This is a genomic window from Paenibacillus sp. PAMC21692 (genome assembly GCF_014303795.1).
GTDB lineage: Bacteria > Bacillota > Bacilli > Paenibacillales > Paenibacillaceae > Pristimantibacillus > Pristimantibacillus agaridevorans.
The window spans coordinates 1,795,001-1,820,740 of record NZ_CP060293.1; the positions used below are offsets into that span (position 1 = coordinate 1,795,001).

15 protein-coding genes, 17 tRNA genes, 1 rRNA gene and 1 pseudogene (1 of these 34 running past the window's edge) are annotated in these 25,740 nt (G+C 54.0%); 32 read left to right on the forward strand and 2 right to left on the reverse strand.

What is annotated here, in order from left to right:
• The 25 genes and pseudogenes from H7F31_RS07175 to H7F31_RS07295 form a co-directional block, all read left to right on the forward strand.
• Positions 1 to 432 (forward strand): 23S ribosomal RNA (locus H7F31_RS07175); it begins 2,501 nt to the left of the window's first position.
• Between the two features lie 120 nt (positions 433 to 552).
• A tRNA-Ile gene (locus H7F31_RS07180) sits at positions 553 to 629 on the forward strand.
• A 37-nt stretch (positions 630 to 666) separates the two neighbouring features.
• A tRNA-Asn gene (locus H7F31_RS07185) sits at positions 667 to 742 on the forward strand.
• 3 nt (positions 743 to 745) lie between these two features.
• Positions 746 to 833 (forward strand) — tRNA-Ser (locus H7F31_RS07190).
• A gap of 4 nt (positions 834 to 837) precedes the next feature.
• Positions 838 to 912: transfer RNA gene (locus tag H7F31_RS07195), tRNA-Glu, on the forward strand.
• A 5-nt stretch (positions 913 to 917) separates the two neighbouring features.
• Positions 918 to 993 (forward strand) — tRNA-Val (locus H7F31_RS07200).
• 17 nt (positions 994 to 1,010) lie between these two features.
• A tRNA-Met gene (locus tag H7F31_RS07205) sits at positions 1,011 to 1,087 on the forward strand.
• Positions 1,088 to 1,120: 33 nt separating this feature from the next.
• A tRNA-Asp gene (locus H7F31_RS07210) sits at positions 1,121 to 1,197 on the forward strand.
• A gap of 15 nt (positions 1,198 to 1,212) precedes the next feature.
• Positions 1,213 to 1,288: transfer RNA gene (locus H7F31_RS07215), tRNA-Phe, on the forward strand.
• A gap of 14 nt (positions 1,289 to 1,302) precedes the next feature.
• Positions 1,303 to 1,378 (forward strand) — tRNA-Thr (locus tag H7F31_RS07220).
• 6 nt (positions 1,379 to 1,384) lie between these two features.
• Positions 1,385 to 1,460, forward strand: a tRNA-His gene (locus tag H7F31_RS07225).
• Positions 1,461 to 1,490: 30 nt separating this feature from the next.
• Positions 1,491 to 1,565: transfer RNA gene (locus H7F31_RS07230), tRNA-Gln, on the forward strand.
• A gap of 9 nt (positions 1,566 to 1,574) precedes the next feature.
• Positions 1,575 to 1,650 (forward strand) — tRNA-Lys (locus tag H7F31_RS07235).
• 9 nt (positions 1,651 to 1,659) lie between these two features.
• Positions 1,660 to 1,745, forward strand: a tRNA-Leu gene (locus H7F31_RS07240).
• 13 nt (positions 1,746 to 1,758) lie between these two features.
• Positions 1,759 to 1,845 (forward strand) — tRNA-Leu (locus H7F31_RS07245).
• 6 nt (positions 1,846 to 1,851) lie between these two features.
• Positions 1,852 to 1,926 (forward strand) — tRNA-Gly (locus H7F31_RS07250).
• Positions 1,927 to 1,938: 12 nt separating this feature from the next.
• Positions 1,939 to 2,015 (forward strand) — tRNA-Arg (locus H7F31_RS07255).
• A gap of 6 nt (positions 2,016 to 2,021) precedes the next feature.
• A tRNA-Pro gene (locus H7F31_RS07260) sits at positions 2,022 to 2,095 on the forward strand.
• Positions 2,096 to 2,215: 120 nt separating this feature from the next.
• Positions 2,216 to 2,758, forward strand: coding sequence for a GNAT family N-acetyltransferase (locus tag H7F31_RS07265; RefSeq protein WP_187103574.1), 543 nt, complete (start codon positions 2,216 to 2,218; stop codon positions 2,756 to 2,758).
• 181 nt (positions 2,759 to 2,939) lie between these two features.
• The gene (locus H7F31_RS07270; RefSeq protein ID WP_187103575.1) at positions 2,940 to 4,628 is read left to right on the forward strand and encodes a ribonuclease J; all 1,689 of its coding nucleotides are present in this window, start codon (positions 2,940 to 2,942) and stop codon (positions 4,626 to 4,628) included.
• A gap of 30 nt (positions 4,629 to 4,658) precedes the next feature.
• Complete coding sequence (locus tag H7F31_RS07275) at positions 4,659 to 5,864, forward strand: MFS transporter (RefSeq protein WP_187103576.1); 1,206 nt, start codon at positions 4,659 to 4,661, stop codon at positions 5,862 to 5,864.
• A 15-nt stretch (positions 5,865 to 5,879) separates the two neighbouring features.
• Positions 5,880 to 6,263 (forward strand): annotated as a pseudogene (locus H7F31_RS07280) (GDSL-type esterase/lipase family protein); the annotation flags it as partial.
• A 248-nt stretch (positions 6,264 to 6,511) separates the two neighbouring features.
• Positions 6,512 to 10,945 carry an RCC1 domain-containing protein gene (locus H7F31_RS07285; RefSeq protein WP_187103578.1) on the forward strand — a complete coding sequence of 1,478 codons (4,434 nt, stop codon included), beginning with the start codon at positions 6,512 to 6,514 and terminating at the stop codon, positions 10,943 to 10,945.
• Positions 10,946 to 11,579: 634 nt separating this feature from the next.
• On the forward strand, positions 11,580 to 13,313 hold the full coding sequence (locus H7F31_RS07290; protein ID WP_187103579.1) for a sensor histidine kinase: 1,734 nt from the start codon (positions 11,580 to 11,582) through the stop codon (positions 13,311 to 13,313).
• Positions 13,310 to 14,431 carry a response regulator gene (locus tag H7F31_RS07295; RefSeq protein WP_187103580.1) on the forward strand — a complete coding sequence of 374 codons (1,122 nt, stop codon included), beginning with the start codon at positions 13,310 to 13,312 and terminating at the stop codon, positions 14,429 to 14,431. Before H7F31_RS07290 ends, H7F31_RS07295 begins: the two co-directional genes overlap by 4 nt.
• A gap of 21 nt (positions 14,432 to 14,452) precedes the next feature.
• On the opposite strand, the gene H7F31_RS07300 is transcribed toward H7F31_RS07295, so the two are convergent.
• Together H7F31_RS07300 and H7F31_RS07305 are read right to left on the reverse strand one after the other, a co-directional pair.
• Positions 14,453 to 16,258, reverse strand: a complete 1,806-nt coding sequence (locus tag H7F31_RS07300; RefSeq protein ID WP_187103581.1) for a sensor histidine kinase — start codon at positions 16,256 to 16,258, stop codon at positions 14,453 to 14,455.
• 10 nt (positions 16,259 to 16,268) lie between these two features.
• A complete protein-coding gene (locus H7F31_RS07305) occupies positions 16,269 to 17,006 on the reverse strand; it encodes a response regulator transcription factor (RefSeq protein ID WP_187103582.1) in 738 nt (245 codons plus the stop codon).
• A 283-nt stretch (positions 17,007 to 17,289) separates the two neighbouring features.
• On the opposite strand from H7F31_RS07305, the gene H7F31_RS07310 reads away from it, so the two are divergent.
• The 7 genes from H7F31_RS07310 (at position 17,290) to H7F31_RS07340 (ending at position 25,696) form a co-directional block, all read left to right on the forward strand.
• Positions 17,290 to 18,600, forward strand: a complete 1,311-nt coding sequence (locus H7F31_RS07310) for an ABC transporter substrate-binding protein (protein ID WP_187103583.1) — start codon at positions 17,290 to 17,292, stop codon at positions 18,598 to 18,600.
• Positions 18,601 to 18,622: 22 nt separating this feature from the next.
• Positions 18,623 to 19,573 (forward strand): carbohydrate ABC transporter permease, encoded by a 951-nt coding sequence (locus H7F31_RS07315; RefSeq protein WP_187103584.1) that lies wholly within the window; start codon positions 18,623 to 18,625, stop codon positions 19,571 to 19,573.
• Positions 19,570 to 20,400: a carbohydrate ABC transporter permease gene (locus H7F31_RS07320; RefSeq protein WP_187103585.1), complete on the forward strand. Its 831-nt coding sequence runs from the start codon at positions 19,570 to 19,572 to the stop codon at positions 20,398 to 20,400. The genes H7F31_RS07315 and H7F31_RS07320 overlap by 4 nt, the downstream gene beginning before the upstream one ends.
• A 16-nt stretch (positions 20,401 to 20,416) precedes the next feature.
• A complete protein-coding gene (locus H7F31_RS07325) occupies positions 20,417 to 21,823 on the forward strand; it encodes a sulfatase family protein (protein ID WP_187103586.1) in 1,407 nt (468 codons plus the stop codon).
• A gap of 621 nt (positions 21,824 to 22,444) precedes the next feature.
• Positions 22,445 to 22,747, forward strand: coding sequence for a Dabb family protein (locus H7F31_RS07330; protein WP_187103587.1), 303 nt, complete (start codon positions 22,445 to 22,447; stop codon positions 22,745 to 22,747).
• 161 nt (positions 22,748 to 22,908) lie between these two features.
• Positions 22,909 to 23,964 (forward strand): glycoside hydrolase family 88/105 protein, encoded by a 1,056-nt coding sequence (locus tag H7F31_RS07335; RefSeq protein ID WP_187103588.1) that lies wholly within the window; start codon positions 22,909 to 22,911, stop codon positions 23,962 to 23,964.
• On the forward strand, positions 23,957 to 25,696 hold the full coding sequence (locus H7F31_RS07340) for a hypothetical protein (RefSeq protein WP_187103589.1): 1,740 nt from the start codon (positions 23,957 to 23,959) through the stop codon (positions 25,694 to 25,696). The genes H7F31_RS07335 and H7F31_RS07340 overlap by 8 nt, the downstream gene beginning before the upstream one ends.
• The last annotated feature ends 44 nt before the right edge of the window (positions 25,697 to 25,740 follow it).

Consider the following 25,740-nt stretch of genomic DNA (forward strand, 5'->3'; position numbering starts at 1 on the left):
TCTCCCCCAAGAGTCCACATCGACGGGGAGGTTTGGCACCTCGATGTCGGCTCATCGCATCCTGGGGCTGAAGTAGGTCCCAAGGGTTGGGCTGTTCGCCCATTAAAGCGGTACGCGAGCTGGGTTCAGAACGTCGTGAGACAGTTCGGTCCCTATCTGTCGCGGGCGTAGGAAATTTGAGAGGAGCTGTCCTTAGTACGAGAGGACCGGGATGGACGTACCGCTGGTGTACCAGTTGTTCCGCCAGGAGCACCGCTGGGTAGCCAAGTACGGACGGGATAAGCGCTGAAAGCATCTAAGCGTGAAGCCCCCCTCAAGATGAGATTTCCCAGTATGTAAGACCCCTTGAAGACGACGAGGTTGATAGGTTCGGGGTGGAAGCACAGCAATGTGTGGAGCTGACGAATACTAATCGGTCGAGGGCTTATCCTAATCGCTTACTTGGTCATACAGCCGGTAAGCAAGCTAAAGATTCAGCACACTTTCGTATCCAGTTTTCAGGGTGTAATATTCATACAATGAAATCACCCCACAGTGATGTGGGTTTTTTATTGGCCTTTAGCTCAGCTGGTTAGAGCGCACCCCTGATAAGGGTGAGGTCGGTGGTTCGAGTCCACTAAGGCCAACCATTCAAAATCTTACGGCATTATCCCATAGTTCGACTATTCCCTGATAGCTCAGTTGGTAGAGCACTCGACTGTTAATCGAGTTGTCACAGGTTCGAGTCCTGTTCGGGGAGCCATGCAGAGAGGTGTCCGAGTGGTCGAAGGAGCACGATTGGAAATCGTGTATACGGCAACGTATCGAGGGTTCGAATCCCTTCCTCTCTGCCAGTAAGGCCCGTTGGTCAAGGGGTTAAGACACCTCCCTTTCACGGAGGTAACAGGGGTTCGAATCCCCTACGGGTCACCATTTACGGAGGATTAGCTCAGCTGGGAGAGCATCTGCCTTACAAGCAGAGGGTCGGCGGTTCGATCCCGTCATCCTCCACCATAGGATTTCCTTAATGACGCGGGGTGGAGCAGCTCGGTAGCTCGTCGGGCTCATAACCCGAAGGCCGCAGGTTCAAATCCTGCCCCCGCAACCAATTACATTGGTTGTATTTTGATAAACATAATGTGGAGCTGTGGTGTAGAGGCCTAACATGCCTGCCTGTCACGCAGGAGACCGCGGGTTCGAATCCCGTCAGCTCCGCCATTTATGGCATCATAAGGCTCGGTAGCTCAGTCGGTAGAGCAGAGGACTGAAAATCCTCGTGTCGGCGGTTCGATTCCGTCCCGAGCCACCATTTAACATTCATATGCCGCTGTAGCTCAACTGGTAGAGCAACTGACTTGTAATCAGTAGGTTGGGGGTTCAAGTCCTCTCGGCGGCACCACATATGGCGGTCGTGGCGAAGGGGTTAACGCACCGGTCTGTGGCTCCGGCATTCGTGGGTTCAAGTCCCATCGATCGCCCCATATGAACAAATGCAGTGCAATACCCAGTGTTGGGGATTAGCCAAGCGGTAAGGCAACGGACTTTGACTCCGTCATTCCTAGGTTCGATCCCTAGATCCCCAGCCATTTAATTAAGAGCCATTAGCTCAGTTGGTAGAGCACCTGACTTTTAATCAGGGTGTCGAAGGTTCGAGTCCTTCATGGCTCACCAGTTTTATATGCGGTTGTGGTGGAATGGCAGACACGCTATCTTGAGGGGGTAGTGGGCGTACGCCCGTGGAGGTTCGAGTCCTCTCAACCGCACCATACAAATCCATATGCGGTCATGGCGGAATTGGCAGACGCGCTAGATTCAGGTTCTAGTGTCAGCAATGACGTGGAGGTTCGAGTCCTCTTGACCGCACCATGATTTGCGGAAGTGGCTCAGCGGTAGAGCATCGCCTTGCCAAGGCGAGGGTCGCGGGTTCGATTCCCGTCTTCCGCTCCATTTTTTATATTTGCGGCCTTAGCTCAGCTGGATAGAGCGTTTGACTACGAATCAAAAGGTCAGGAGTTCGAATCTCTTAGGCCGCGCCATTTTTACGGGATGTAGCTCAGCTTGGTAGAGCACCTGGTTTGGGACCAGGGGGTCGCATGTTCAAATCGTGTCATCCCGATACCAGCAACAAGCGCGTTATCCAATTTGGATAACGCGCTTGTTTTTTGATCACGCAGGAATTGATAAAGTTTCCGAGCTTGTCGATCCAGAGACTCGTTTATTAGAAAGGATGGTGCAGATGTCGGAGCAGCGAATTTACGTTCGTTTCCCGGAAGAAGCGGACGCTGCGGAACTAGCAGAAATGAATAAGCGCAACCGGACGTTCTTCGAACAGTTTTCCCCGAGTACCCCCGAGGCTTTTTATACAGAGGAGCATCAGCTTCAGTTGGTCATAAAGAGCAAGACCGACAGGATGGAAGATCGGCGATATTCTTTCGTGATTTGCCATAAGGATGATGATCGAATTATTGGAAGCATAACGTTATCCTTCGTAGCCCGAGGACCGCTTCAGAGCTGCATGATCGGCTATAGTCTGGACCAGGCTAATAACGGCAAAGGCTATATGACGGATGCAGTAAAGCTGGTCGTGAAGTATGCTTTTGAAGAACTGAAGTTCCATCGGATCGTAGGTGAGGTTTCGCCTAACAATCCCGGGTCAATCCGGGTGCTTGAGAAGGCCGGCTTCCATAAGGAAGGGATTGCGCGAAGCAATTTATTGGTTAACGGGAAGTGGGAGGATCACCAGGTATTGGCGATTATTAATCGGGCGGAAGAGGGCTAGCCGGTCGCACAAATTATAAAACGGAACGAATGGAGGCCAAGCAGGCCTCTTTTTTATTTAAGGCGATTCCTTAAATTGATGATATGTAAGCTGATCCGGAGCGTTCTTTCATGCGAAACAGCGTATAGCCGCCTGCCCGAGATACACATAATAGTGGCATTAATGTAATTGGAGGTCCTCAATGGAAGCGAATCCTACAGATAATGACACGAAAATCGGCCTTTCGATTTTTGCGTTGGGCGGCGTATTCGAAATCGGCAAAAACATGTACGTCGTTGAATACGGCGACGATCTTGTGGTCATCGACTGTGGCTCGAAATTCCCGGATGAAAGCCTGCTTGGCATTGATTTGATAACCCCGGATATCGGCTACCTGCTGCAAAACAAAGATAAAGTACGGGCCCTCGTCATTACGCATGGACATGAAGATCACATCGGCGGCGTCCCTTATTTTCTCAAGCAGCTTCGCGTCCCGGTGTATGCGACCCGTCTCACGCTTGGCCTTATCGAATTGAAGTTGAAGGAGCATCGCCTGAAGAAAACCGAACTTCACGAAATAACGGCGGCTTCCGAGCTTGTATTAGGAAAGCTTGCGCTAAGCTTCTTCCGAACCAACCACAGCATCCCCGATTGCCTTGGCATTGTGCTCGATACGCCGGCCGGCCGGGTCGTCCATACGGGGGACTTCAAGTTCGATCTGTCTCCGGCGAATGGGCAATATCCCGAGATTCATAAAATGGCTCGAATTGGCGAAGAAGGCGTTCTTGTACTTCTATCGGAAAGCACGAATGCCGAGCGACCGGGGTTCACGCCTTCCGAGAGCTTGGTCGGAGACAAGATCCTGGAGGCGTTCCAGAAGGCCAGACATCGCGTATTCCTGTCAACGTTCGCCTCTAACGTGAGTCGCCTGCAGCAGGTGGTCGACGCGGCGATCCGTACAGAGCGCAAGCTTGCTTTGATGGGACGAAGTATGGTTAACGTCGTGAACGTCGCCCTGGATTATGGTTATTTGACGATGCCCGAGGGCATGCTTATCGATGTTAAGGATGCGAGCGAGCTCCCAAGGGACAAGGTTGCCATTTTGTGCACGGGAAGTCAAGGGGAGCCCATGGCGGCACTATCGCGTCTAGCCAACGGCAATTACGCTCAAATGGATCTGCTGCCCGAGGACACGGTCATCTTCGCGTCATCGCCCATTCCAGGCAACGAACGCAGCGTAGCCGCCGTTCTGGATCAATTGTATCTGCGAGGCGCCTACGTGATTCATGGCTCCGGATCATCGACGGGGATGCATGTTTCCGGTCATGGGAGTCAGGAAGAGCTTAAGCTGATGCTTACTTTAATGAAGCCAGCCTATTTTGTGCCCATCCACGGAGAGTATCGGATGTTGGCCCGGCATAAGGAGCTGGCCCAATCCGTAGGCATGGATGGCAATGACGTATTCCTTATGCGAAATGGCGACGTGCTGGACGTTACCCGGCATGGTGCTGAGCAGAACCGCAAGGTCACCGCGGGCAATACGCTGATCGATGGTCTGGGCATCGGCGATGTCGGAAACGTCGTCCTGCGGGACCGCAAACATTTGGCGGAGGATGGCATTCTGATTGTCGTGGTGACGCTTAGCAGCGATGAGGGTACCTTGTTATCCAGACCGGAGATTATTACACGGGGGTTCGTGCACGTTAAAGAATCAGAGGCGTTGCTGGCTGAGTTGAATCAGAGAGTAACCGCGGACGTTTCGGAGCTGCTGGCGGGCGAGAATCGCAAGTGGTCGGTGCTGAAGCATGTCATCCGCAAAAGCTGCGGCAGTCTCATCTTGGAGCGAACGCGCAGACGTCCGATGATTTTGCCCGTCATTATTGAGGTGTAAGCCTTATATCGAATGGGGACCAGACGCGCGATGGAGAAGAAAAAATGGGATTTGGCTGCACTGGCGAGCATCCCTTTGATTATGACATTGGCTAATTCGATGCTGATTCCCGTGCTGCCGCTCATGCAGAAAAAAATGGCCATTACCGGCATACAAACAAGCCTTATTATTACGGTATACGCCGCTATCTCAATCCTGTGTATTCCCATTGCGGGATACTTATCCGATAAGCATGGCAGGAAGAAAATCATCCTGATCGGCTTGTCCATAACGGCCATCGGCGGCGCGATCTCCGGGTTAGGAGCCTGGTTGCTCAGTACCGGCGCGTATTGGACGATTCTGGCGGGGAGATTCGTTCAGGGCATCGGAGCGGCGGGAGCCTTTCCGATCGTGTTGCCGATTGTTGGCGATATGTTCAAAAGCGATGATGAGGTAAGCAACTCGCTCGGCATTATCGAAACGTCCAATACATTCGGCAAGGTGGTCAGTCCCGTGCTGGGGTCCGCCCTCGCAATGGTCGTTTGGTATCTACCGCTGGCCGTCATTCCGTTCCTGTCGATCCTGTCCATAGCGGCGGTCGCCATCCTGGTGAAAGCGCCGAAGCAGCATGAAGGCGAAGCCCCGGGATTCCGCGAATTTCTTCGCGGCCTCAAAGAGACTTTAGCCAGGAACGGGCTTTGGCTTTACGCTATTTTCCTGATCGGATGCATGGCCATGTTTATCATGTTCGGGTTCCTCTATTATCTCTCCAACACGCTGGAAGACGAATACAGCATCAAGAATATTCGGAAGGGGCTTGTGCTTGCCATTCCGTTATTCGCCATATGTTCGTCATCGTTCGCGGCGGGAAAGATCATCGGCAAAAAGAAAACCGTCATGAAGTGGTGCACGGTCATCGGACTGGCGCTTTTGTCCGCCACGATGATCGTCTGCGGGCTTCATCGCACGGACTCTCTAGTTTGGCTGATCGTTCTGCTATTCTTGGGGGGAATGGGCATCGGCATGTCGCTGCCCAGTCTGGATGCGTTAATTACGGAGGGTATCGAGAAGGAAGAGCGAGGCACCATTACTTCCTTATACAGCAGCGCGAGATTTATCGGAGTGGCCGGGGGCCCGTTAGTTGCTTCAACGTTGATGAAACAGGAAAGATGGCTGTTCTACATGTTCGCGGCGATCGGAATCGTCTGCTGTCTGGTCGCCTTGTTCGCTATCAAGCCGAAGAAAGGTGACGAATGAAAAGGGCTGGGAAACGGCGTCAACGACGCTTCGCGTATCATGAATGAACTGCCGAGCGGAGCGACCGATCTGTTCGAGCGGGCGTACAGGCATTTGCTTGAGGAGACCAGGGAGGTATTGCCGGATACGAAGCTCGTGTTGTGCGAGCCGTTTATCCTGGAGGTAGGCACACTGGCTGACAACTGGGTAGGCTGGTCACGCAAGCTGAGCGACTATCGCGAAATCGTACGGCAATTAAGCGGCGAATTCGGCACCGTGCATGTACCGCTGCAAGCCGCGTTCGACCGCGCCGCATCGCAAACGGACGCGGCATATTGGCTCTGGGACGGCGTCCACCCGACGGCGGCCGGCCACGCGTTGATCGCCGGGGAGTGGCTTGCGGCGGTGAAGCTGTTCTAAAATCGGTTTCAAGCACCTCTAATAGCAAATCATTGGAAGATGTTTAGCCAATGAAGCCGTGGAGGTGCTTTTTGTTGTGCGTTAAGAATGACGCGGGCAGGGACAGGGCTGTTACCCCGTAATCGAGTCTATCGCGAGGAGCTTTCAGATTTCTTTTAAGTCTCTCTGTTATACTTGGACAGAATTGTTCGGATGGGGACATCTATCGTTAATTTAAACCAGAATTTGAAGAGGAGCGTGTATACACTTTGTTGTCGGCTCGAATGCACAAGTGTCATTATTTATTTTTGATTGTGGTGCTGTTAGTCAGTTTATTGGTTCCCTATGGCGCGTCTGAAGTCGATGCAGTTGGCTCTGACAGGGAGAGGAACGGCTATGGATTCACCCAAATTGCAGCAGGAAGAGAGTTCGCTCTGGGGTTGAAACCGAATGGGACGGTTGTTGGCTGGGGAAATAATTTATTTGGTCAACTTAATGTGCCTGCGGGATTAAGCGGCGTTGCGGCAATTGCGGCGGGTGTGGAACACTCGCTTGCGTTGAAGTCGGACGGTACTGTCGTCGCTTGGGGCTTCAATGACAGGAATCAAAGCATCGTACCTGCAGGATTAAACAATGTGACGGCGATTGCTGCTGGAAATCGACATTCGCTAGCCCTAAAATCGGATGGTACGGTCACCGTTTGGGGAAATGGTGATTTTGGAAATTCTAACCTGCCCGCGGGATTAAGTGGGGTTGTGGCGATTGCGGGGGGAGCTTATCATTCTCTTGCCTTGAAATCCGATGGCACGGTTGTCGCCTGGGGATACAATAGCTTTGGTCAATCTACTATCCCTGCGGGATTAAACGGAGTCGTGGCGATTGCGGCGGGATATTTTCATTCACTCGCTCTGAAATCGGATGGCACGGTCGTTGCCTGGGGACGCAGTGATAGTGGTGAAACCACCCCGCCAACTGGATTAAGTGGAGTCGTAGCGATTGCAGCGGGACAAGGCTATTCACTCGCTCTGAAATCGGATGGAACAGTCGTTGAATGGGGAGGCCAAGCTCCCCCGCCAGCGGGATTAAGCGGGGTCGCAGCGATTGCGGCGGGACAAAACTATTCACTCGCATTAAAATCGGACGGGACGATTGTGAGCTGGGGCTTGAATATTGGGACGGCCCCTGATCTTACTCTGCCAATCAGGGGTGCGCATATTGCCGCCGGAAATTTCCACTCACTCGCCTTGAAGTCTGATGGGACAGTCGCAGGATGGGGAAGCAACGATAATGGTCAAGCCACCCCGCTAGCGGGATTAAGCGGAGTGGCGGCGCTTGACGGGGGGGATGCTTTTTCACTTGCGCTGAAATCGGATGGCGAGGTCGTCGCTTGGGGGTTTAACGCTTCTGGTCAAGCTGACGTACCAGTGGGGTTAAATCAGGTGACGGAGATTGCAGCGGGCAGCCGGCACTCGCTAGCGCTAAAGTCGGATGGCAAGGTCGTCGCTTGGGGAGCTAACGGTAATGGTCAGAGTAACGTACCGGATGGATTGGAGCAAGTCGTGGCGATTGCGGCGGGCGGCACCCACTCGCTCGCACTAAAGTCGGATGGCAAGGTAGTTGCTTGGGGCGACAATGCTTTTGGTACAGTCGATTACGCGACAGGATTAAGCTCAGTGGTGGCGATAGCGGCCGGATTCCAACACTCAGTCGCTTTGAAGGCGGATGGCACGATCGTTGTTTGGGGAACCAATTCTTCTGGACAGCTTAATATGCCAGCGGATTTAAGCGGAGTCATCGCAATTGCGGCGGGCGACACCCACTCGCTTGCTCTAAAGTCAGATGGCACGGTAGTTGCCTGGGGAAATAATGTTTATGGTCAAGCGAACCCTCCAGCGGGATTAAGCGATGTAGTGGCGATTGCGGGAGGAGGCGAACATTCCCTTGCTCTGAGATCGGATGGCACGGTCGTCGCCTGGGGATACAATGCTTTAAAGCAGCTTAACGTACCAGGCTTCAATCTGCAGAATCTAACGGTACAAGACGGTACGCTCCAGGAGCCCTTCCAATCGTCGGTCACCTCGTATACTCATTATTATAAGGGGCCCTCGGCAGGCAGTGTCATCATTACGCCGACGCTGGAGACACCGGCTCATGCGGAAATGTATACAGGAGATGCGGGGGACAGAACAAGGGTGCTTAATGGAAGCGCGATTACGGTTGATGTATCCGAAGCGGTATCGGATATTGTCATTCCGATTCACTTGGAACCTCATCTGCGTGAAGGTCGGACGTATACGATCACGTTATCCATCGATTCAGTGGGGCCAGCTGTACAGTTCGACACGAATGGACGTACAACGGCAGCTCAAACAGCGGCAACCGCTGTAACGGTCAGCGATACGCTAAGCGGCGTCGATGATGGCTCCCTGCAATATGCGTGGAGTGCAAGCGCAGCCGTGCCGACAACGGGATGGGCAGCCTTCGAGAACGGAGATACACTAGGTCAAAGCAGCGGCAACGGCAATTGGTACTTGCACATTAGAGCCAGTGACATGGCGGGCAACGAGGTTAATGTGGCATCGAACCCGTTCCTCCTTGATAACACAGCGCCTACAGCAACGGTATCCAGTTCGGCAAGCACCTATATCAAAAGTGCTTTTCCGGTGACAATTACGTTCAGCGAGGATGTCATCGACTTCGCCGAAGAGGATCTTGTTGTCGTCAACGGTACGGCGTCCGAATGGGAGGTCGTGAACGCGACGACTTACAGGGCGCTCATTACACCTGTGACAAGCGGGCAGCAGGTGAGTGTATCTGTTGACGCCGGAGTAGCGCATGATGTCGCAGGCAATGAGAATGCCGCGTCGAATACATTCCAGGTCGAGTATAACACGGAGAAGCCTGTCGTCACTTTCGGCGGTTTCATGAGTAACGAGACGTTCATCGCGCCGCCCGGCAGCGTGACCGTAACGATTGGCGAAACGGTTCATTGGATCGAAGACGATGCTCCTCTGACATCCGCCAATGCGCTGCCGCTAATTAGTATGACGAGAGACGGCTCGCCCTTCTCGGACTACACGCCAAGCTATGATGCGTTGCTTCGTACGTTCACCTTGCTGTTCGATACTCCGCTTAGCGATGGTGAATATGAAGTCAACGTTGCGGGAGATGTGGTGCATAGCTTGTATGGCCATACTCTTGATGCGGCCAGCTCGACATTTACCGTAGCGGTGCCGCGAATAACAAGTCTATCTGCAAGTCCGGAAAGCTTGGCAAGCGTTGGGGGCAACACTACGATAACGTTGACAGGCGAGAACCTGACCGGACAGACTGTGACGGTGTACGCAGATGGCGTCGAAGCCGATACAGCGGTCATCAGTAGCGATACGTCTGCGACGGCCAACGTCGCGCTTCCTTACAATTCAGACTTGTCGGCGAAGGAATACCTTATTACGGTAGGGCTTAACGGCGACTTGATTGCCGGTGTCGAGGATACGGTTAGCGTGGATGGCAACCACATTCCGGTTCTTACGCTCATCGGCTCCAATACGATGCAAGTTGTCGCAGGCGGAACGTTCACCGATCCGGGGGCGTCGGCTTGGGATGAAGAAGATCTTGACTTGAGCCCTTCGATTAGCATTAGCGGAAGCGTGAATACGAACGTGACGGGCACCTATACACTCACGTACAGCGTACAGGATACCTCAGGCCATGATGCTGTTGAGCTTGTACGGACCGTTCATGTCGTTCAGCCTGTATATTACTTTCCATCCAGCAACGCCAGCTTGAAGCAATTACTGATCACTAGCGAAGATGAGACGCTCAGCCTGATCCCTGCTTTCACGACAGGCACGCTGGTATACCACACGGAGACTCGAGCGGAGCGGGTTGAGCTCGAGATGGCTGCGGATCATGCTGGAGCAAGTATCCGTTGGCTGGACGAACAGTTAGGCGCCAGCGGCAAACTCACGATTCCATTGGCTATTGGCAACAATGAGATACCCTTGACTGTCAGAGCGGAAGACGGGACCGTGCGGACGTATACGATCACCATTCATCGGACAGCGCCAGATGGAGGTGAAGGAAATACGCCTTCTATTACGGAATGCACATTCCGCGATATTGCGGGTCATTGGGCGGAAGAGCCGATATGCGAAGCGGCTGCGCAAGGTCTTGTTCAAGGCGATGACGCGGGAATGTTTCATCCGCAGCGGCAGGTCACGCGGATAGAGTTTGCGGCAATGCTGTTGCGTGCGCTCGAGATTTCTTCCGAGGGGGAGAGCCGCGTACTTACGTTCGCCGACGCCGACCGGATTCCGGATTGGGCGAAGGATGTCGCAAGCGCCGCGGTTAACGCAGGCGTACTGGAAGGGTATCTGGACGGTACGCTGAGGCCGCTGCAAACGGTGAGCCGTTCGGAAATGGCGGCCATGATGACAAGAGCGCTGGAACAGAGCCTTGGCGGAGAGGCGAGCACTAATGGGGAGGCAAGCACAAGCGGAGAGGCGAGTCTTAGCGGAGACACAACTGCTCCATTCGCCGATGATGCGGATATTCCGGATTGGGCGCGAGGGTACATCTACACGGCGTCACAACACGGCTTGCTCTTCGGGCGAGGCGACAATCTATTCGTTCCGAACGGCTTGGCGACCCGAGCGGAAGCTGCGGTTACGATTCTTCGCTTGTGGCAAATTATTCAGTAAAGCAGCCGCATTGTCCAGTGGAAGGCGCAGACGTTCCACCTTACTTAAAGCAATAGTTTGGCGAGTAACCTGCAGTTACGGTATACAGGACAACAATTGTGCGAAAATACACAAATATTGTGGAGTATGCGCTAATTATCGGTATATTTGTGCAAATATACACAAAATTGGGCTCGGGAAGCTTCCGATTACCGATTGAATGCGAGAATTTGTGTATATTCGTACAATTAGCAGTCCCAGGTCGATTGTCATTAATAAAATTGAGTAAAAATGCACAATTAAGCAACCGCTCATAATTAAAGCTGGACTGATGGGGGAAGAACCGACACGGCGGGGATCAGGGACGGGCGATTTTCGGAAATCGCCCCGTTTCTTGTCAGGCATGAGGGTGCGTTTTATAATGAAGGGGTACTTTAATCTACTACAAAAGGTTGTTCAAAAAGTCCGCTTCCCATCACGAAGTATGCCAAGAAGCGTATTCGACATCGAATCTTGAATTCAGGCGAAACTTCCGGTGCTCACGTAGCTTTCACTACGCTCCGCTCCTCAGTTTCTACCTTCATCCAATCTTCTCGGTGCTGAAAACCGAACTTTTTGAACACGCACTATAAATTGGACCAAAGGACCCTCCTATATGAGCGCAACAATAGAGCTTCTCTTTATGATTGCTTCTCTCATCATGATCGGCATTATTTTTATCTCGGTTTACAGCTTTCGAAGACAGCGAGGCATACGATACTTGCTAGGTTTGATCGTATGCCGATTTGTGTACGCCAGCGGCGTTATTTTGGCGAATAGCGTTCACGCTTTAACCGAGAAGCTGTTCTTCCACAATGTCTTCCAAACTGCGCTTAACCTCATGGTACCGTTCTTTATCCTGTTCGTCCTGGAATGGATATATCCGGACAAGCCTATAAAGACAAGATGGAAGATAGGCCTGCTCGCTGGTTTCGCGTTGTGGTCGACGCAGATGTGGCTCGATCCCAAGCTGCACTGGATCTATCGATCGATTGAGCTTGTAGACGGGCAATTGGCAATTACGCGGACTGCCTACTCTATGTCCTTTACGTTGTTTTGTTTTCTTTTGTTGGCCGGTAGCCTGTTTGCCCTATTTCAATATATGAGGAATATTCGCAGCGATTTGCGCAAGCCGGGAATGTGGGTGTTGTTCCTATCCTCTTTTTCGTTCGTGTTGGAAATTGTGAAATTCGCAAATCCGCAATGGTCCTCTTGGCTGCTTCCGTTAACGGTATATTGCGGGTTTCTCGGCTCGCTAATGTTAATTATTATTTTGCGGTCCAAGTTTTTTTCTCTTGTTCCTTTTGCCAGAAATCTTGTGTTGGATACGTTGCAAGAAAGCATCGTGGTTGCCAATGCTTCCGGCAAGGTAATCGACAGCAACAAGCAGTCTTCCTTATGGTTTGACCAGCTTGGTTACTCCTCTATCGCCGAACGGAACATCTCGGACTTGCTGGCGTTCTGGCCGGATTGGCTTGCGCTGTGCAAGTCGATGCAGCAAGGGAGCGTCGAGATCGAAGCCGTGGTGGATGGAGAGCGGAAGAGGTACCGCGTCAACGTGTATCCGCTCCATACCTTGCGCATGAAAGGACAAGGCAGTATTTCGCTTATTGTCGATATTACGGAGAAGCAGCGGGATCTGGAGCAGATCGCGCAATTGAATCAACTGAAGGATCAGCTTATTGCCATTGTATCTCATGATATTCGCGGTCCGCTCGCGCTGCAGTTTCAATTAATTGAATTGCTGGAGGAGGATCGCGACGGCTTCCAGGCCGATCATCAGGAAATCATAGCGCAGTTGGGCGGTCAGATTCGAAATACGCTCGGCATGTCCACGAATCTGCTGGAGTGGTTCCGCAGCCAGCGCGAAGATATGGCGCTTCGCCCGCGAGAACTGGAGCTGATCGAGGTTGTCGAGGACTGTATTCACTTGCTTCATATTTATAGCGGGGCGAAACAAATCGACGTGACGCATTCGGTTGATTCGGGCATACGGGTGTATGCAGACCGGGAAGCGCTAGGATTGATCCTGCGGAATTTGCTGTCCAATGCCATCAAATTCACCGGATCAGGCGGCGCGGTTCATGTTGGCGCGGAACAATCGGGCGGGACGGTTATCGTATCCGTCCGCGATAACGGAATAGGCATGAGTCAAGAGCAGGTTCGGCGATTGTTGGAGGATAAGCAGCTTGGATCATTGGAAGGCACCTCCGGCGAGACAGGGGCCGGGCTGGGATTGCTTGTTACGCGACAATTCATATTGCGCAGCGAAGGGAACTTGACGGTTGAAAGCAGGGCAGGCGAAGGTAGCTTGTTTAAATTTACAATGAGAGGCGGCACTCCATTATGAAGGTTCTCCTGGTCGACGATGAGCATGCCATGTTGCTCGCCATGCGATTACTGCTGGCAAAGATCGAAGGCGTGGAGCTTGTCGGAGCTTTCCAGAGCGCCGCGGAGGCGCTGGACTTTGTACATCGCACGGAAGTGGACTTGGCCTTTCTGGACATCCAGCTTGCCGAGGACAGCGGCTTGGATCTGGCCCGCAGCTTGCGCACGCTGAATGCCGGTCTGGACATCGTGTTTACGACTTCCCATACGGGTTTCGCCATGCAGGCTTATGATGTATACCCGCTCGACTATATGGTCAAGCCCATATCGAGGAAACGATTGGCTCAGACCATCTCCAGAGCTGCGGCCGGCCGAGCCGTCCCCGAAACGCAGGCGCAGACAAGAGATTCGACGGCCAGCCGACTAGAAGTACGCGGATTGGGTTGCTTCGAAGCAAGCGGCGAGCAGACGGGTAATGTGAGATGGATATCCCGCAAAAGCATGGAGTTGTTCGCTTACCTGGTCAATCATCGAGGACGCAGCGTGGCCAAGGCGCGGGTAATAGAGGAGCTGTTCCCGGACATGCCTTTTAAGAATGCGGAACGGTATCTCTATACAGCGGTATACCAGCTTAGGAAAGCATTATCGGAGCATGGATGCAAGGAAATGGTCGTGTCCGCCCAAGAAAAGTATCGGGTCGATCTCGATTGCGCGGATGTCGACTTTATCCGGTTCGAAGAGGATCTGCAGCAATGTCCGGAGGTCAACGAGAGCAATGCGGCCGCCGCGATCAAGTTGGAAAGCCGGTTCACGGGCGAACTGTTCGAGGGCAGCGCCTTTGATTGGGCCGATGCCGAGCGGGAACGATTGACCATCCGATACGAGTCATTTGCCAGACGCCTGGCGGTCTGGCTCCTGGCTCAGAAGCAATACAGGGAAGTAACCCGGATCGCCGGCCGAATTGCGGCTCGCAATGCGTTTGACGAAGAGGCGCTTATGCTGCTGCTGCAAGCCTACGGAGCAATGGGGGACCGGCAATCGCTTCGGGATTGTTACGCCTCCTACAAGCAGTTGTTGCACGAGGAGCTTGGCGTGGGGCCTGCCCCTCATGTGGAACAGCTGTACGAGCAGTACCGGTAGACGTTGCCGCGATACGGCACCTCAATCCGGAATCTTTAGCCGGACGACGGTACCTAGCCCTTGTTTGCTAAGAATTTGCAACCCTTCATCCGTGCCGTAAGCCAGCCGGATCCTTCGATTGGTGTTGGCCAGGCCGATGTGGCCCGCCCCGCCCGCATCCCCCGCATCCCCCGTATTTCTGTAGTCATCCTCCAAATGCATGGCGACCGAACGGCGTACTTCTTTCAGCCGTTCTTTTGACATGCCAACCCCGTTGTCGATGACGGATATAGCCGTCCACCCGGAATAACGAACTAGCTTGATTTTGATCCCCCCGTTGCCGGCCATCTCCTTAATGCCGTGATAAAGACTGTTCTCGATCAGTGGCTGCAGGACGAGCTTGACGGTGCTGTATGGTTGGATATCGTCGGGATCGTAAGCCCAGACGCACCGGAACTTATCGCCGTATCTAATCTGCTGAATCGCGACGTAATGTTTCGTATAGTCGATCTCCTTCATTAACGGAACGATCCGGCCCGGCTTGTCCAGCGTATACCGCAACAGCTCAGACAGATGCTCCAGCATGTCGTTGACTTCGTTCGGCCTGCCGGTCAACGCCATCGCCTTCCAGTTCAGCGTCTCCAGCGTGTTGAACAGGAAATGGGGGTTGATTTGCGATTGCAGCGCGAGCAGTTCCGCCGCCTGAAGTCTGAACTTCTTCTCGGAAAGCTGGACGCCCAGATAGTTGGACTGTATAAAGTTGCGCGTCATCGTCTGAATGATATAGCCGTATTCGTCCTCGCCCTTTCCGGCGCTGGGGATTTCGGGCAAAGGGAGTCCTTTCTCGGCCGATTTGATAATGGAGATCATGCGGTGGATATGTCTAAGCGATCGTCTGGTCAGCAGGTAAGTCAGCGCCAGGCCAAGCAGGAACGAAAGCGCGACGACATAAACGGTGGACTGGCTAAGTCGGAACGATATTCGGTTGAGCTCGTCTTTGGGCACTAGCGAAATATAGCGCCAACCGTCGTGCATGCCGGACATAAGCTGCGTGCCGGCGAACGTTTGTTTATCCAGCTCGACGTCGAAGCTCCTGGTATCAGGCGACAGCGACGACAGCTTTTCTTGCACCGAATCGGGAAGGATCGAGGTTTGATTCCGGAACAGGATCCCCCCGGCTTCGTCCAAAATGATCAGATGCTGGCCGTCCATGCTCGCGAACGATTGGAGCCATCGATCCAGGTAGTCTGTATAGATATTAACCGCGATGACGCCGATGGCTCCTCCCGTAAGCAGGGAGGTCAGCGGCTTGTACAGCGTGGTTACCGCAATCGGATCTTCGAAGCTGTAACGCTGAATTTGGCGTTGCTCGAGCAGGATGCCGACCGGGTTTTCCCTGGCGCGAAAACGCTCCAGCCAGTCGGAGTCGGGATAACGATCGAGCGTTGAGAGTCCCGTTCCGCTGGCGAGAAACTGATTGTAGGGATTGTTTACGTGGACGTAGATGGATTGGATAAACGGTTTGGCGTTCGCCGGGCTGTCGATCAGATTGCGCATCATTCCCAAGAGGCGTTGGTTATCGAACGTTACATATTGGGTACGCAATATTTCTTCCAGCTGGTACAGCACTTCGGGCGTGCCCATGCTGATGCCGAGCGTCTCGATATCTTGGAAGACAAGCTCCATGTTGCGATCGATTTGATGCACCAGCTGCAGATTGTCGCGTGCGGTCTCTCCTTCCCGGTTTTGCTTCGTAATGACGATCGACAGCGTTCCGAGCACGATGGTCGGAATAAGCAAAGGAATAAGAAAAAGCAGCATGTTTTTGACGAAAAATCGTTTTCTCATGTCGGCCCCGTTACTCGTTCAACCCGGACAGCTGGCGGAATTCGCGCGGACTCATGCCGTGGTAACGCTTGAAGGTCCGCGTGAAGTTTTTGGCGTAGCTGTAGCCCACCATCTCGCTCACCTGATAAGTTTTGTACCGAATGTCCTTCAGCAACTCCGCCGCCTTGTTCATCCGAACCGATACCACGTAATCGGAGAAGTTTTCGCCCGTCTTTTCCTTAAAGTATTTACTGACGTAATGCGGGTTCATATGGACCAGACTTGCAGCTTCCTCCAGCGTTGCACGCGCGTAATTCGCGGCGACGTAATCTCGAATGGTTCTGACGACCTTCTCGTTAAAGGAGGCGTCCGCGCCACCCGCGCCGCGCTCCTCGTCGAGTTCCATCTTGAGCGAGGTGAACACCTCGAACAGCTCCTGATATTTGGTCGGTTTGACGATATAGCTTTTGACATCGTATACGATCGCCTGCTTGGCGTATTCGAAATCCTTGTAGCCGCTCAGGAACAGAACCTTGACTCGGCTCTTTGCCTCATGCAGCGTGCGGGCGACGTCCAGCCCCGACATAATCGGCATGCGGATGTCGCACAGCAGCGCGTCTACCTCGCGATTTGCTATGAATTCCAAAGCCTCCTTGCCGTCACCGCATTGTCCTATCAGCTCGAAGCCGACCTCGTTCCAAGGAAAATATTGCGACAATCCGTTGCGAATTTCGGCTTCGTCGTCCGCAAGCAACAGCTTGTATTTCATTGCGATCCGATCCTTTCATCCGCGGAATAATTGCAAACGATTTCATGGTTAACAGCATAAAGGAAATGTTTCCGTTTGTACAGACGCACCCTTAGCGGCGCGCTAGGGAATATCCTTCCATGTTGCCAACTATTCTCCGATATGGACGACATGTCAATTTCGGATACCTTTTGTCCCAAATGGAGCAAAAAGGGATACCATTCGTCATCTTGCGTGCCTGTTTTCAATGGCATAATAGCGATATAGTATAAGCGTAATCATAATGGGCGAGGGGGAATAGAGAATGAAAAATAGAAATTGGAGGAAAGCGGTCGCTTTGCCGCTCGTCGCCATGCTTGCGACGGCGTTGACGGCCTGCGGGTCAGACGAGAGCGGCGGCAAGGCGGCTGAAGGAAATACGGACGGCGAGAAGGTTACGCTGCGGTTCTCGTGGTGGGGCTCCGAGGTGCGCCACAAAGCATTGCTGGAAGCGATCGACATCTATACCGAAGCCAATCCGAACGTGGTCATCGAACCGGAATACGGCGGGTTCGAAGGATATTATCAGAAGCTGGTCACGCAATTTGCGGGTGGAACGGCGCCTGATTTGACGCCGCTTTCCGTAGACTGGATCGACGAAATCGCGGTTAAAGGCGATCTGGTCCTCGATTTGAACACGCTTAAGGATGACCTCAATCTGGATGCGTTCGACAAGGAGTTTCTGGACAGCTACGCGGTGTACGACGGCAAGCTTGTCGGGCTTCCGATGGGTGCCAATGGCATGATTACGTTATATAACAAGGAGTTTTTCGACCGATTCGACATTGCCCATGACACGGTATGGGATTGGGAGACGATTCATACCATCGGCAAGCAGGTCCACGAGAAGGACGCCAACGCTTATTTGCTCGGCATGTTCGATTACCGGATCTTCCTGCAGCCGTTCGTAAATCAGCTCACCGGCAATCAGTGGATACAAAACGATAAAACGGTTGGTTTCGCCGAAGAGGACGTTGCCAAAGCATTTTCCTATTATCAGCAACTGATCGCGGACGGCGTGATCCAGCCCGTGGCTGAGAGCAGTCTTTACCCGGATATGGCGGACAACCTGCAATGGCAGAACGGCAACATCGGCATGATGTTCACGCTGGCCTCCACGATCGCGAAAGTAAAGACGTACACGCCTGAAGTGGATGTTGCCATGTTCCCGGTGCCGAGCGATGCCAAGACGTCGGCCGTGCTTGTCAATCCGAGCAATCCGCTCGCGATCAACAAGAAGTCGAAGCATCCGGAAGAAGCCGCGAAATTCGCCAGCTGGCTGCTGACGTCGGAAGAAGCTTCGCTCGTCCTGAAGGATGTATTCAGCGTGCCAGTCGTCAAGGCCAACGCCGACAAGCTGGTAGAGGAAGGACTGATCGATCCGACCGTGGCCAAGGCGGTTGATCTTGCGCTTTCGAATCCCGGCGAGCCGGTAAACGGGCTCAGCAGCAATCAGGAGCTTAATCAGATCGCACAAGATATTTTGGAGCGTGTTGCCTTCGGCAAGGTTGCGCCGGATGCCGCGGCAAGCGAGCTGACGGACCGTCTGAAGGACAAGCTGGCCTTAATCAAGTAAGGCAAAGAAGGGACGAAGGGTTATGACACATCAATCGGCGCAGGCGGCGGGGGGACAGACTCCCGGCTCCGAGGGCAAGCGAAGGAAGCGGAAGCCCGGGAGCTTGGTCGCATATTTATACATCAGTCCGTGGCTGATCGGATTTATCGTGCTCACGCTCGTTCCGTTCGTTGCCTCGTTTATCTATTCGTTTACCGACTATAACATGGTTCGCGAGCAATCGTTTGTCGGACTCGCTAACTATATTGAAATTTTTACGAAAGATCCTGTATTCGTGCAGTCGCTGCGGGTGACGCTGTTATACGTAGTCATCGCCGTGCCGCTCAAGCTGATCGTCGCTTTGCTGGTGGCGATGCTGCTGAACGTCAAGATGCGAGGAATTTCCATCTATCGCACCATCTATTATCTGCCTTCGATACTCGGCGGCAGCGTCGCGGTATCGGTGCTGTGGCGGTTTATGTTCATGAGAGAAGGACTCGTGAACGAGATGCTCTCCTATTTCTCATTGCCGCCTGTGAACTGGCTGGGAGATCCCAATCTGGCTCTGTTTACAATTACACTGCTCCCCGTCTGGGAATTCGGATCGTCGATGGTGCTGTTCCTCGCAGGTCTAAAGCAAGTTCCGGCCGAGCTCTACGAGGCATCCAAGGTAGACGGAGCTTCGCGCGTGAGAACGTTTTTCTCCGTCACGCTGCCCCTGTTGACGCCGATCGTGCTGTTTAATCTGATCATGCAGATGATCAATGCCTTCCAGCAGTTCACGGCGGCGTTTGTCATAACGGACGGCGGGCCCATGAAGTCTACCTATTTGTACGGAATGATGCTGTACGACAACGCCTTCCAGTTCTTTAAGATGGGATACGCATCCGCGCAATCCTGGATCTTGTTCCTGATCATTCTGGTCTTCACGTTCGTGCTGTTCAAGACCTCCAACCGCTGGGCGCACTACGAAGACGGAGGTGACGGCAAGTGAGGAGACGCAAGCTATGGACGGTTATTGTCTTGTCGGTGTTCTCTATCCTGTTTTTGTATCCGTTGCTATGGCTGATCTCGTCTTCGTTCAAGCCGAACGCCGATATTTTTTCCAGCATCGGCTTATGGCCCGGCGAATTTGTGTGGGATGCTTATTCTCGAGGCTGGCAGGGGGTAGGGCGGACGAACTTCAGCACCTTCTTCGGCAATACGCTGCTGTTGGTTATTCCGGTGGTCGTACTCACGGCTGCTTCCAGCCTGCTCGTCGCTTATGGCTTCGCCCGTTTTAAATTTCGAGGCAAAGGTCTGTTGTTTACGCTTATGATCTCGACGCTGATGCTGCCGGATGCGGTTATCATGATCCCGCGTTATCTGCTGTTCAAGGAATTCAACTGGCTGAATACGTATTTGCCGTTTTATGTGCCCGCTCTTTTGGCGGTTAACGCCTTCTTCGTATTTTTGCTCGTACAGTTTCTGCGCGGCATTCCGCGCGATCTCGACGAGGCCGCGGTGATCGACGGGTGCAATTCGTTCGGCATTCTGGTACGCGTGCTGGTTCCTCTAGCGGCCCCGGCGCTCGTCTCGGTATGCATCTTCCAGTTCATCTGGACGTGGAACGAGTTCTTTACGGCGCTGATCTATATTAACAGCGTTTCGAAGTATACGGTTGCGCTTGGTCTGAGGATGGTGCTCGACAACGAGGGAGCGGTCAATTGGAATCAGGTGATGGCGATGTCGGTCGTTACGATTTTGCCTTGCATCGCGGTATTTTTTATGGCTCAAAAATATTTCGTGGAGGGTATCGCCACGACCGGGTTGAAGGGCTGAGGAGGAGGGAATCTTTATGTCATTAACGATAGACAATGATGGGCGAGGCAAAGGCGCCGTTGCCGGAAGACGACCCAACGTAATTGTCTTTTTTACCGACCAGCAGCGCTGGGACACGACGGGGGTGCACGGCAATCCGCTCGGACTGACCCCCAACTTCGACCGGTTAGCGGCTCGGGGCACGCATCTGGAATACGCCTTCACTCCCCAACCGGTGTGCGGGCCGGCGAGAGCTTGTCTCCAGACAGGGGTGTACGCCACGACGAACGGCTGTTATACGAACGGAATACCTTTGTCCACGGAATGGCCCACTCTTGCCCACTACTTTAACGAGGCGGGTTATGAGACGGGGTATATCGGGAAGTGGCATCTGGCCGTTACCCGCGACCGTCCCGTACCGGAAGAGCTGCGCGGCGGCTACAAGGGCTGGCTTGCGGCCGATGCTTTGGAGCATACGTCCGATGCGTACCGGACGGTGCTCTACGACGAGCATAACGAACCCGTCGAGCTGCCGGGTTACCGGGTGGACGCCCTGGCGGACGCAGCCATTCGGTACGTCGACAAACATAAGGACGATCCGTTTTTCCTGTTCCTCTCCTTCCTGGAGCCGCATCATCAAAATCACAGGGACGATTATCCGGCTCCGGAATCCGAGGTCGGAAAATATATTTCGGCATGGACGCCGCCCGACCTCGCATCGCTTGTCGGCACGGCACCGCAGCACTTGCCCGGCTATTACGGGATGGTAAAGCGGCTCGACGAGGCGCTTGGCCGCGTTATGGACGCCTTGCGCAGCCTGTCGCTGGAGGAAGAGACGATCATCGTCTTTACTTCTGATCACGGCTCGCACTTCAAGACGCGCAACAGCGAATACAAGCGCTCCTGCCACGACAGCTCGATCCGGGTGCCGGCCGCTATCGGCGGCGGCCCGTTCTCCCGAGGCGGGCGCATCCCCGAGCTTGTCAGCCTCGTCGACTTGCCGCCGACGCTGCTTGACGCGTGCGGCCTTGGCGTACCGCCGCATATGCAGGGCCGTTCGGTTATGCCGCTCTTAAGAGGGGGAGGGGCTACGGACTGGCCGCGCGAAGTGTTTGTGCAGATCAGCGAATCCTTGGTTGGCCGCGCCATCCGCACGCATCGCTGGAAATACGCCGTCACCGCTCCGCAGGCTCATCCGCAACGCGACGAGGGAGCGGGGCGTTATCTGGAGACGGAACTCTACGATTTATACGCGGATCCATACGAGCTGAACAACCTGGCGGGCTTAGAATCGCACCGCGGCGTGGCGGACCGGCTGCGGGATGCGCTGCTCCGCCGCATGGCGGAGGCCGGCGAGACGCTGCCGCATATTGAGCCCGCTGCGTCGATACCGTCAGGCCAACGACTCGCGAAGCAGGGGGACGGACCGCTTGGGTGGAACTAATAGTCGCTGGCTGCGAAAGTAGCCAGATCGCGCGCGGTTCGGACATCCACGACACTTACCGTACAAAATCCTGGCATTGCTTCTCTAAGCATCAATTTTGTCCGTTAAAATGGAGAAGAGCGAAAAAACACGGCTAAAGCGTCGTTATGAGGCCGTCGATTCATTGTGTGCATAACTGGAAATGAAGCTGCAATCCATCATCGCCAACGTGTTAACGGAAATGAGGGCCCTTATAGGGAGCGTTTGGCGTGATTTTAAAATCTAACGGAACTCTGCGACGTTATTCGTGAGAAATCCAGGCAAATCGCGGACTTTTGCCCATCATAAGGGCTGTCATTTCCATTAGATTTGCGAAGTGCGGCTTTTTGCTGAAATAACGTCTTTCATTTCCGTTGCAGTTGCTCCCGTTCCTTTCTTACCGGATACTTGCCCGCAATTTCATCTTTGCACAATGAATAGGCAGCCTCGTTATGAGCGTTAGAATGAATTTCCTGGAATGTAGCGAGCTGCGCCACCAATGAACTGCGATAGCCGTTTCACTTCATCCGTTCCGTTTATGGCCGAGACCGAATCGTGTACAATGAAACTAGCTTTAATCATTGGATAAGGTGGGAGAAAGCTATGTACGAACATCTAGTCGTTTTCAAATTCAACGCAAACCTCGCCCCTGACAAGCAACAGGAATTGTTGGATCAATTGCTGGGGTTTCGTGGGCGGATTCCCGGAATACTCGATATAAGCGCAGGCATCAACGTAACGGAAGAGACGGAGAACGTCCACGGTTACACGCTTGGATTGCGGGTGACCTTCGATAGTCTCGCATCGCTTCGTTCCTATGGTCCTCATCCTCTCCACCAGCAGTTTGTGGCATCGCTCGACGGTGTGCTGGACAATGTCATCGTCGTTGACTACCCTAAGGTCTAATCCAACGTAAACGTACGCCAAAAGAGAAGACGGCAGCCCGGGCTGCCGTCTTTCTTTGCATTTTTGGACGAATCCCCACCTTTTCGGGATGTCGCCCCAAGCGCATGCCTGCATCGAATGTTAGGATAATGGCATCAGCATACGAAAGGCGTGAATAGAGGATGGAGAACTTGAAAGCGATAGCAGGCAAAGTATGGGAGCACATGAAAAAGGATCATTCCGGCAACTGGGGGATGGATATCGACAAGTGGGACTGGGTACCCGGCGTCGGCGTCATCGCGCTTCTCGAACATGGGGAAAAGACGGATGAGGCGGAGGTTCGTTCGTATTTGCTGGAATGGGTGAATCGCAACAGGAATCAGGCTGCGCCGGAACCCGTCATTAACGCGGTGGCTCCTTACGCGATTTTTCCGGGTCTGTATAAGCGGACAGGGGAGGAATGGCTGAAGGAAGAGGCGGCGCGCGTGGCAAAATGGATCGTGGAGAAGGCGCCGCGTACGCGTGAACAGGCATTCGAGCATACCGTGACGGAAAACGCAAATTTTCCCGAGCAGGTGTGGGCGGACACTGTTTTTATGGCGGTCTTGTTCCTTGCGCGCACGGCGACGCTTATTGGCGACAAGGCCTATGCGGAAGAGGCTCAGCGGCAGGTATTGCTGCATCTGCGTTTGCTGGAAGACGCGGAGACGGGCGTGTTGTTCCATGGCTGGAATTGCGCCGCAGGAGATCATATGTCCGCGGCACGGTGGACGCGGGCTAACGCCTGGATCGCGGTCGGCGTACCTATGATTGTGAAGGAGATCGAGCAGTTTATGCCGATCGAAGCGGAACTGCGAGAGCGTTACCAGCGGCTGATGGACGGATTGGTCGGCTTCCAGCAGCCGGACGGCCTGTGGAGCACCGTTCTCGATCGGCCGGATTATTACATGGAAGTATCGGGCAGCGCGGGGATCGCTTGCGGTCTATGGCTTGCCGCAGAGTCGGGCTTGCTGCCGGACGAAGAGAAGTATGCGGTAGCCGCGAGGAAGGCGCTTCACGCCATACTGTCTCATATCGACGATCGGGGCGAAGTAGGCGGCGTCTCCAGCGGGACGCCGGTCATGGAATCGATCGAGGCGTACAACGCCATTCCGATTCATCCGACGTTATACGGACAAGGGTTGACGCTCATGCTGCTGTCGGAGGCCATCCGGAGAGGAGAAACCGGGGATGAATAGAGAGAGGCTTCAAGAGCTTATTGACCAAAGGGCTCAAACCTTCGACGAGACCGTACAGTTGCTTCGCACCCCGCTCACCGCCACCTACCATACGGCGCTGAAACGCAAGACGACGCCGGAGGTGTACGGTCTGCTTGTCTCCGAAGAATATGCCTATTATTTGCTGGAGTCAGGCGAGCCGGAGGGCGTCACGAGGGCGAATCGCATCCTGGAAGCCGTCTTGCCTCTGCAGGACCGCAATCCGGAATCGGATACGTACGGCATCTGGCCGTACTTCTACGAGGAGCCGCTGGCCGAGATGGATCGGCCGGACTGGAATATGGCCGATTTCCACGGCAAGCGGCTCATCGTCACGCTGATCAAACATGAGGGGAAGCTGTCGCCCGAATTGGCGGCATCCGTGCGCGAAGCGATCGGGCATGCGTGCAGAGCGATCATCCGACGTAATGTCGGCCCGCATTACACGAACATTGCAATCATGGGCGCTTTCGTTACGCTGGTCGGCGGCGAACTGCTCGAGAGCGCCGAGTTCCGCGACTATGGCCTTGCCCGCATCAAGCGGTTCTATGATTTTACGTTCGGCATCGGTACCTTCTCGGAATACAACAGCCCTTGTTATACGCCGATTGCAATCAAGGAATTGCACAGCATAACAGCCTATTCCGCGAACGCTGAAGCCGTTGGGTATGCCGACGAGCTGATAAATCTGGCGTGGAGGATGGCCGGAGAACATTATCATGCGGGCACCGGGCAGTGGAGCGGACCGCACAGCCGTACTTATAGCACGTGGCTACGCCCGGACGAGCGGGCTTTTCTGGAGGAGGCGCTGCTGGACGAAATCTTCGAATTCGGAGAAAATATACGCTGTCCCAAGGAGCATCGTCCGCTGTTCCAGTCTCTTGCGACGCGTAGTCTGACCGAGCCGACGCTGATGGAGGAGCAGGCGGGTTACCAGGTTTACGCGACGTTGTACCGCAATGACAAGCTGTCGCTGGGCACTTTCAGCAAGGGCGTCATGTGGAACCAGCGGCGCAATCTGGTCGCCTACCTTAGGGATGGGGATCGCACATCCTACGTGCAGCTGCAGTTCCTGAAGGACGGAGCGGACTTCTGCTCGGCGATGTTCGCGGGAGCGCAGACGGGACCGCATGCGTTGTTCGGCTTTAATTTGCTGACCGACAACGGGGCATGGCACTCCGATCTGGACATCATTAACGGTCGGTTCCGGAGCAGCGATCTGCGCATTCGCTTTAAAGTCGGCGGAGCGCGGGAGGGGCTTGAGCCGCGGATCGACGAAGATGGCCGCCGGGTACAGCTCCGTTTCGGAGAGTATACGCTAGCCGTCCGGCTCCTGCAGGAACGTTGGGATTATGGCGGACTTCAGTTGTCGCTGGGGACCGGAGCGGACTCCGCTCATCCGGAAGCCGACGGTGTGCCGGAAGCGGATAATAGGGCGCTGTATCTGGATTACGTTCTGTATGTCGGGAAAGAGCGGGAGTTCGATTTTCATGAGGTTAAGGAAGCGGCGTGGATGTTCCAGCTTAGTTTGCTCGGAGAGGGTGAAGAACTGCCGAGAGCTTCTGCCGAGCAAATAGCCGATTCCGTAGGAGCATCGTTGGAAGCGGGCGGCGAGACCATCTCCGTCGCGCTGCCGGTTGCGCCGGGTGGGACGAAGGAGCGGTATTTGAGCAATCGGGTAGTATTGCCGCAACAGAGAATAAAGATGCAATAGTGACCGAATATAAGGGGAGACGGCTATGCGCGAATCGATGCGCT

Coding starts and splice junctions, on each gene's coding strand:
- H7F31_RS07265 (WP_187103574.1), top strand. CDS start 2,216: ATGTCGGAGCAGCGAATTTACGTTCGTTTCCCGGAAGAAGCGGACGCT.
- H7F31_RS07270 (WP_187103575.1), top strand. CDS start 2,940: ATGGAAGCGAATCCTACAGATAATGACACGAAAATCGGCCTTTCGATT.
- H7F31_RS07275 (WP_187103576.1), top strand. CDS start 4,659: ATGGAGAAGAAAAAATGGGATTTGGCTGCACTGGCGAGCATCCCTTTG.
- H7F31_RS07290 (WP_187103579.1), top strand. CDS start 11,580: ATGAGCGCAACAATAGAGCTTCTCTTTATGATTGCTTCTCTCATCATG.
- H7F31_RS07295 (WP_187103580.1), top strand. CDS start 13,310: ATGAAGGTTCTCCTGGTCGACGATGAGCATGCCATGTTGCTCGCCATG.
- H7F31_RS07300 (WP_187103581.1), bottom strand. CDS start 16,258: ATGAGAAAACGATTTTTCGTCAAAAACATGCTGCTTTTTCTTATTCCT.
- H7F31_RS07305 (WP_187103582.1), bottom strand. CDS start 17,006: ATGAAATACAAGCTGTTGCTTGCGGACGACGAAGCCGAAATTCGCAAC.
- H7F31_RS07310 (WP_187103583.1), top strand. CDS start 17,290: ATGAAAAATAGAAATTGGAGGAAAGCGGTCGCTTTGCCGCTCGTCGCC.
- H7F31_RS07315 (WP_187103584.1), top strand. CDS start 18,623: ATGACACATCAATCGGCGCAGGCGGCGGGGGGACAGACTCCCGGCTCC.
- H7F31_RS07325 (WP_187103586.1), top strand. CDS start 20,417: ATGTCATTAACGATAGACAATGATGGGCGAGGCAAAGGCGCCGTTGCC.
- H7F31_RS07330 (WP_187103587.1), top strand. CDS start 22,445: ATGTACGAACATCTAGTCGTTTTCAAATTCAACGCAAACCTCGCCCCT.
- H7F31_RS07335 (WP_187103588.1), top strand. CDS start 22,909: ATGGAGAACTTGAAAGCGATAGCAGGCAAAGTATGGGAGCACATGAAA.
- H7F31_RS07340 (WP_187103589.1), top strand. CDS start 23,957: ATGAATAGAGAGAGGCTTCAAGAGCTTATTGACCAAAGGGCTCAAACC.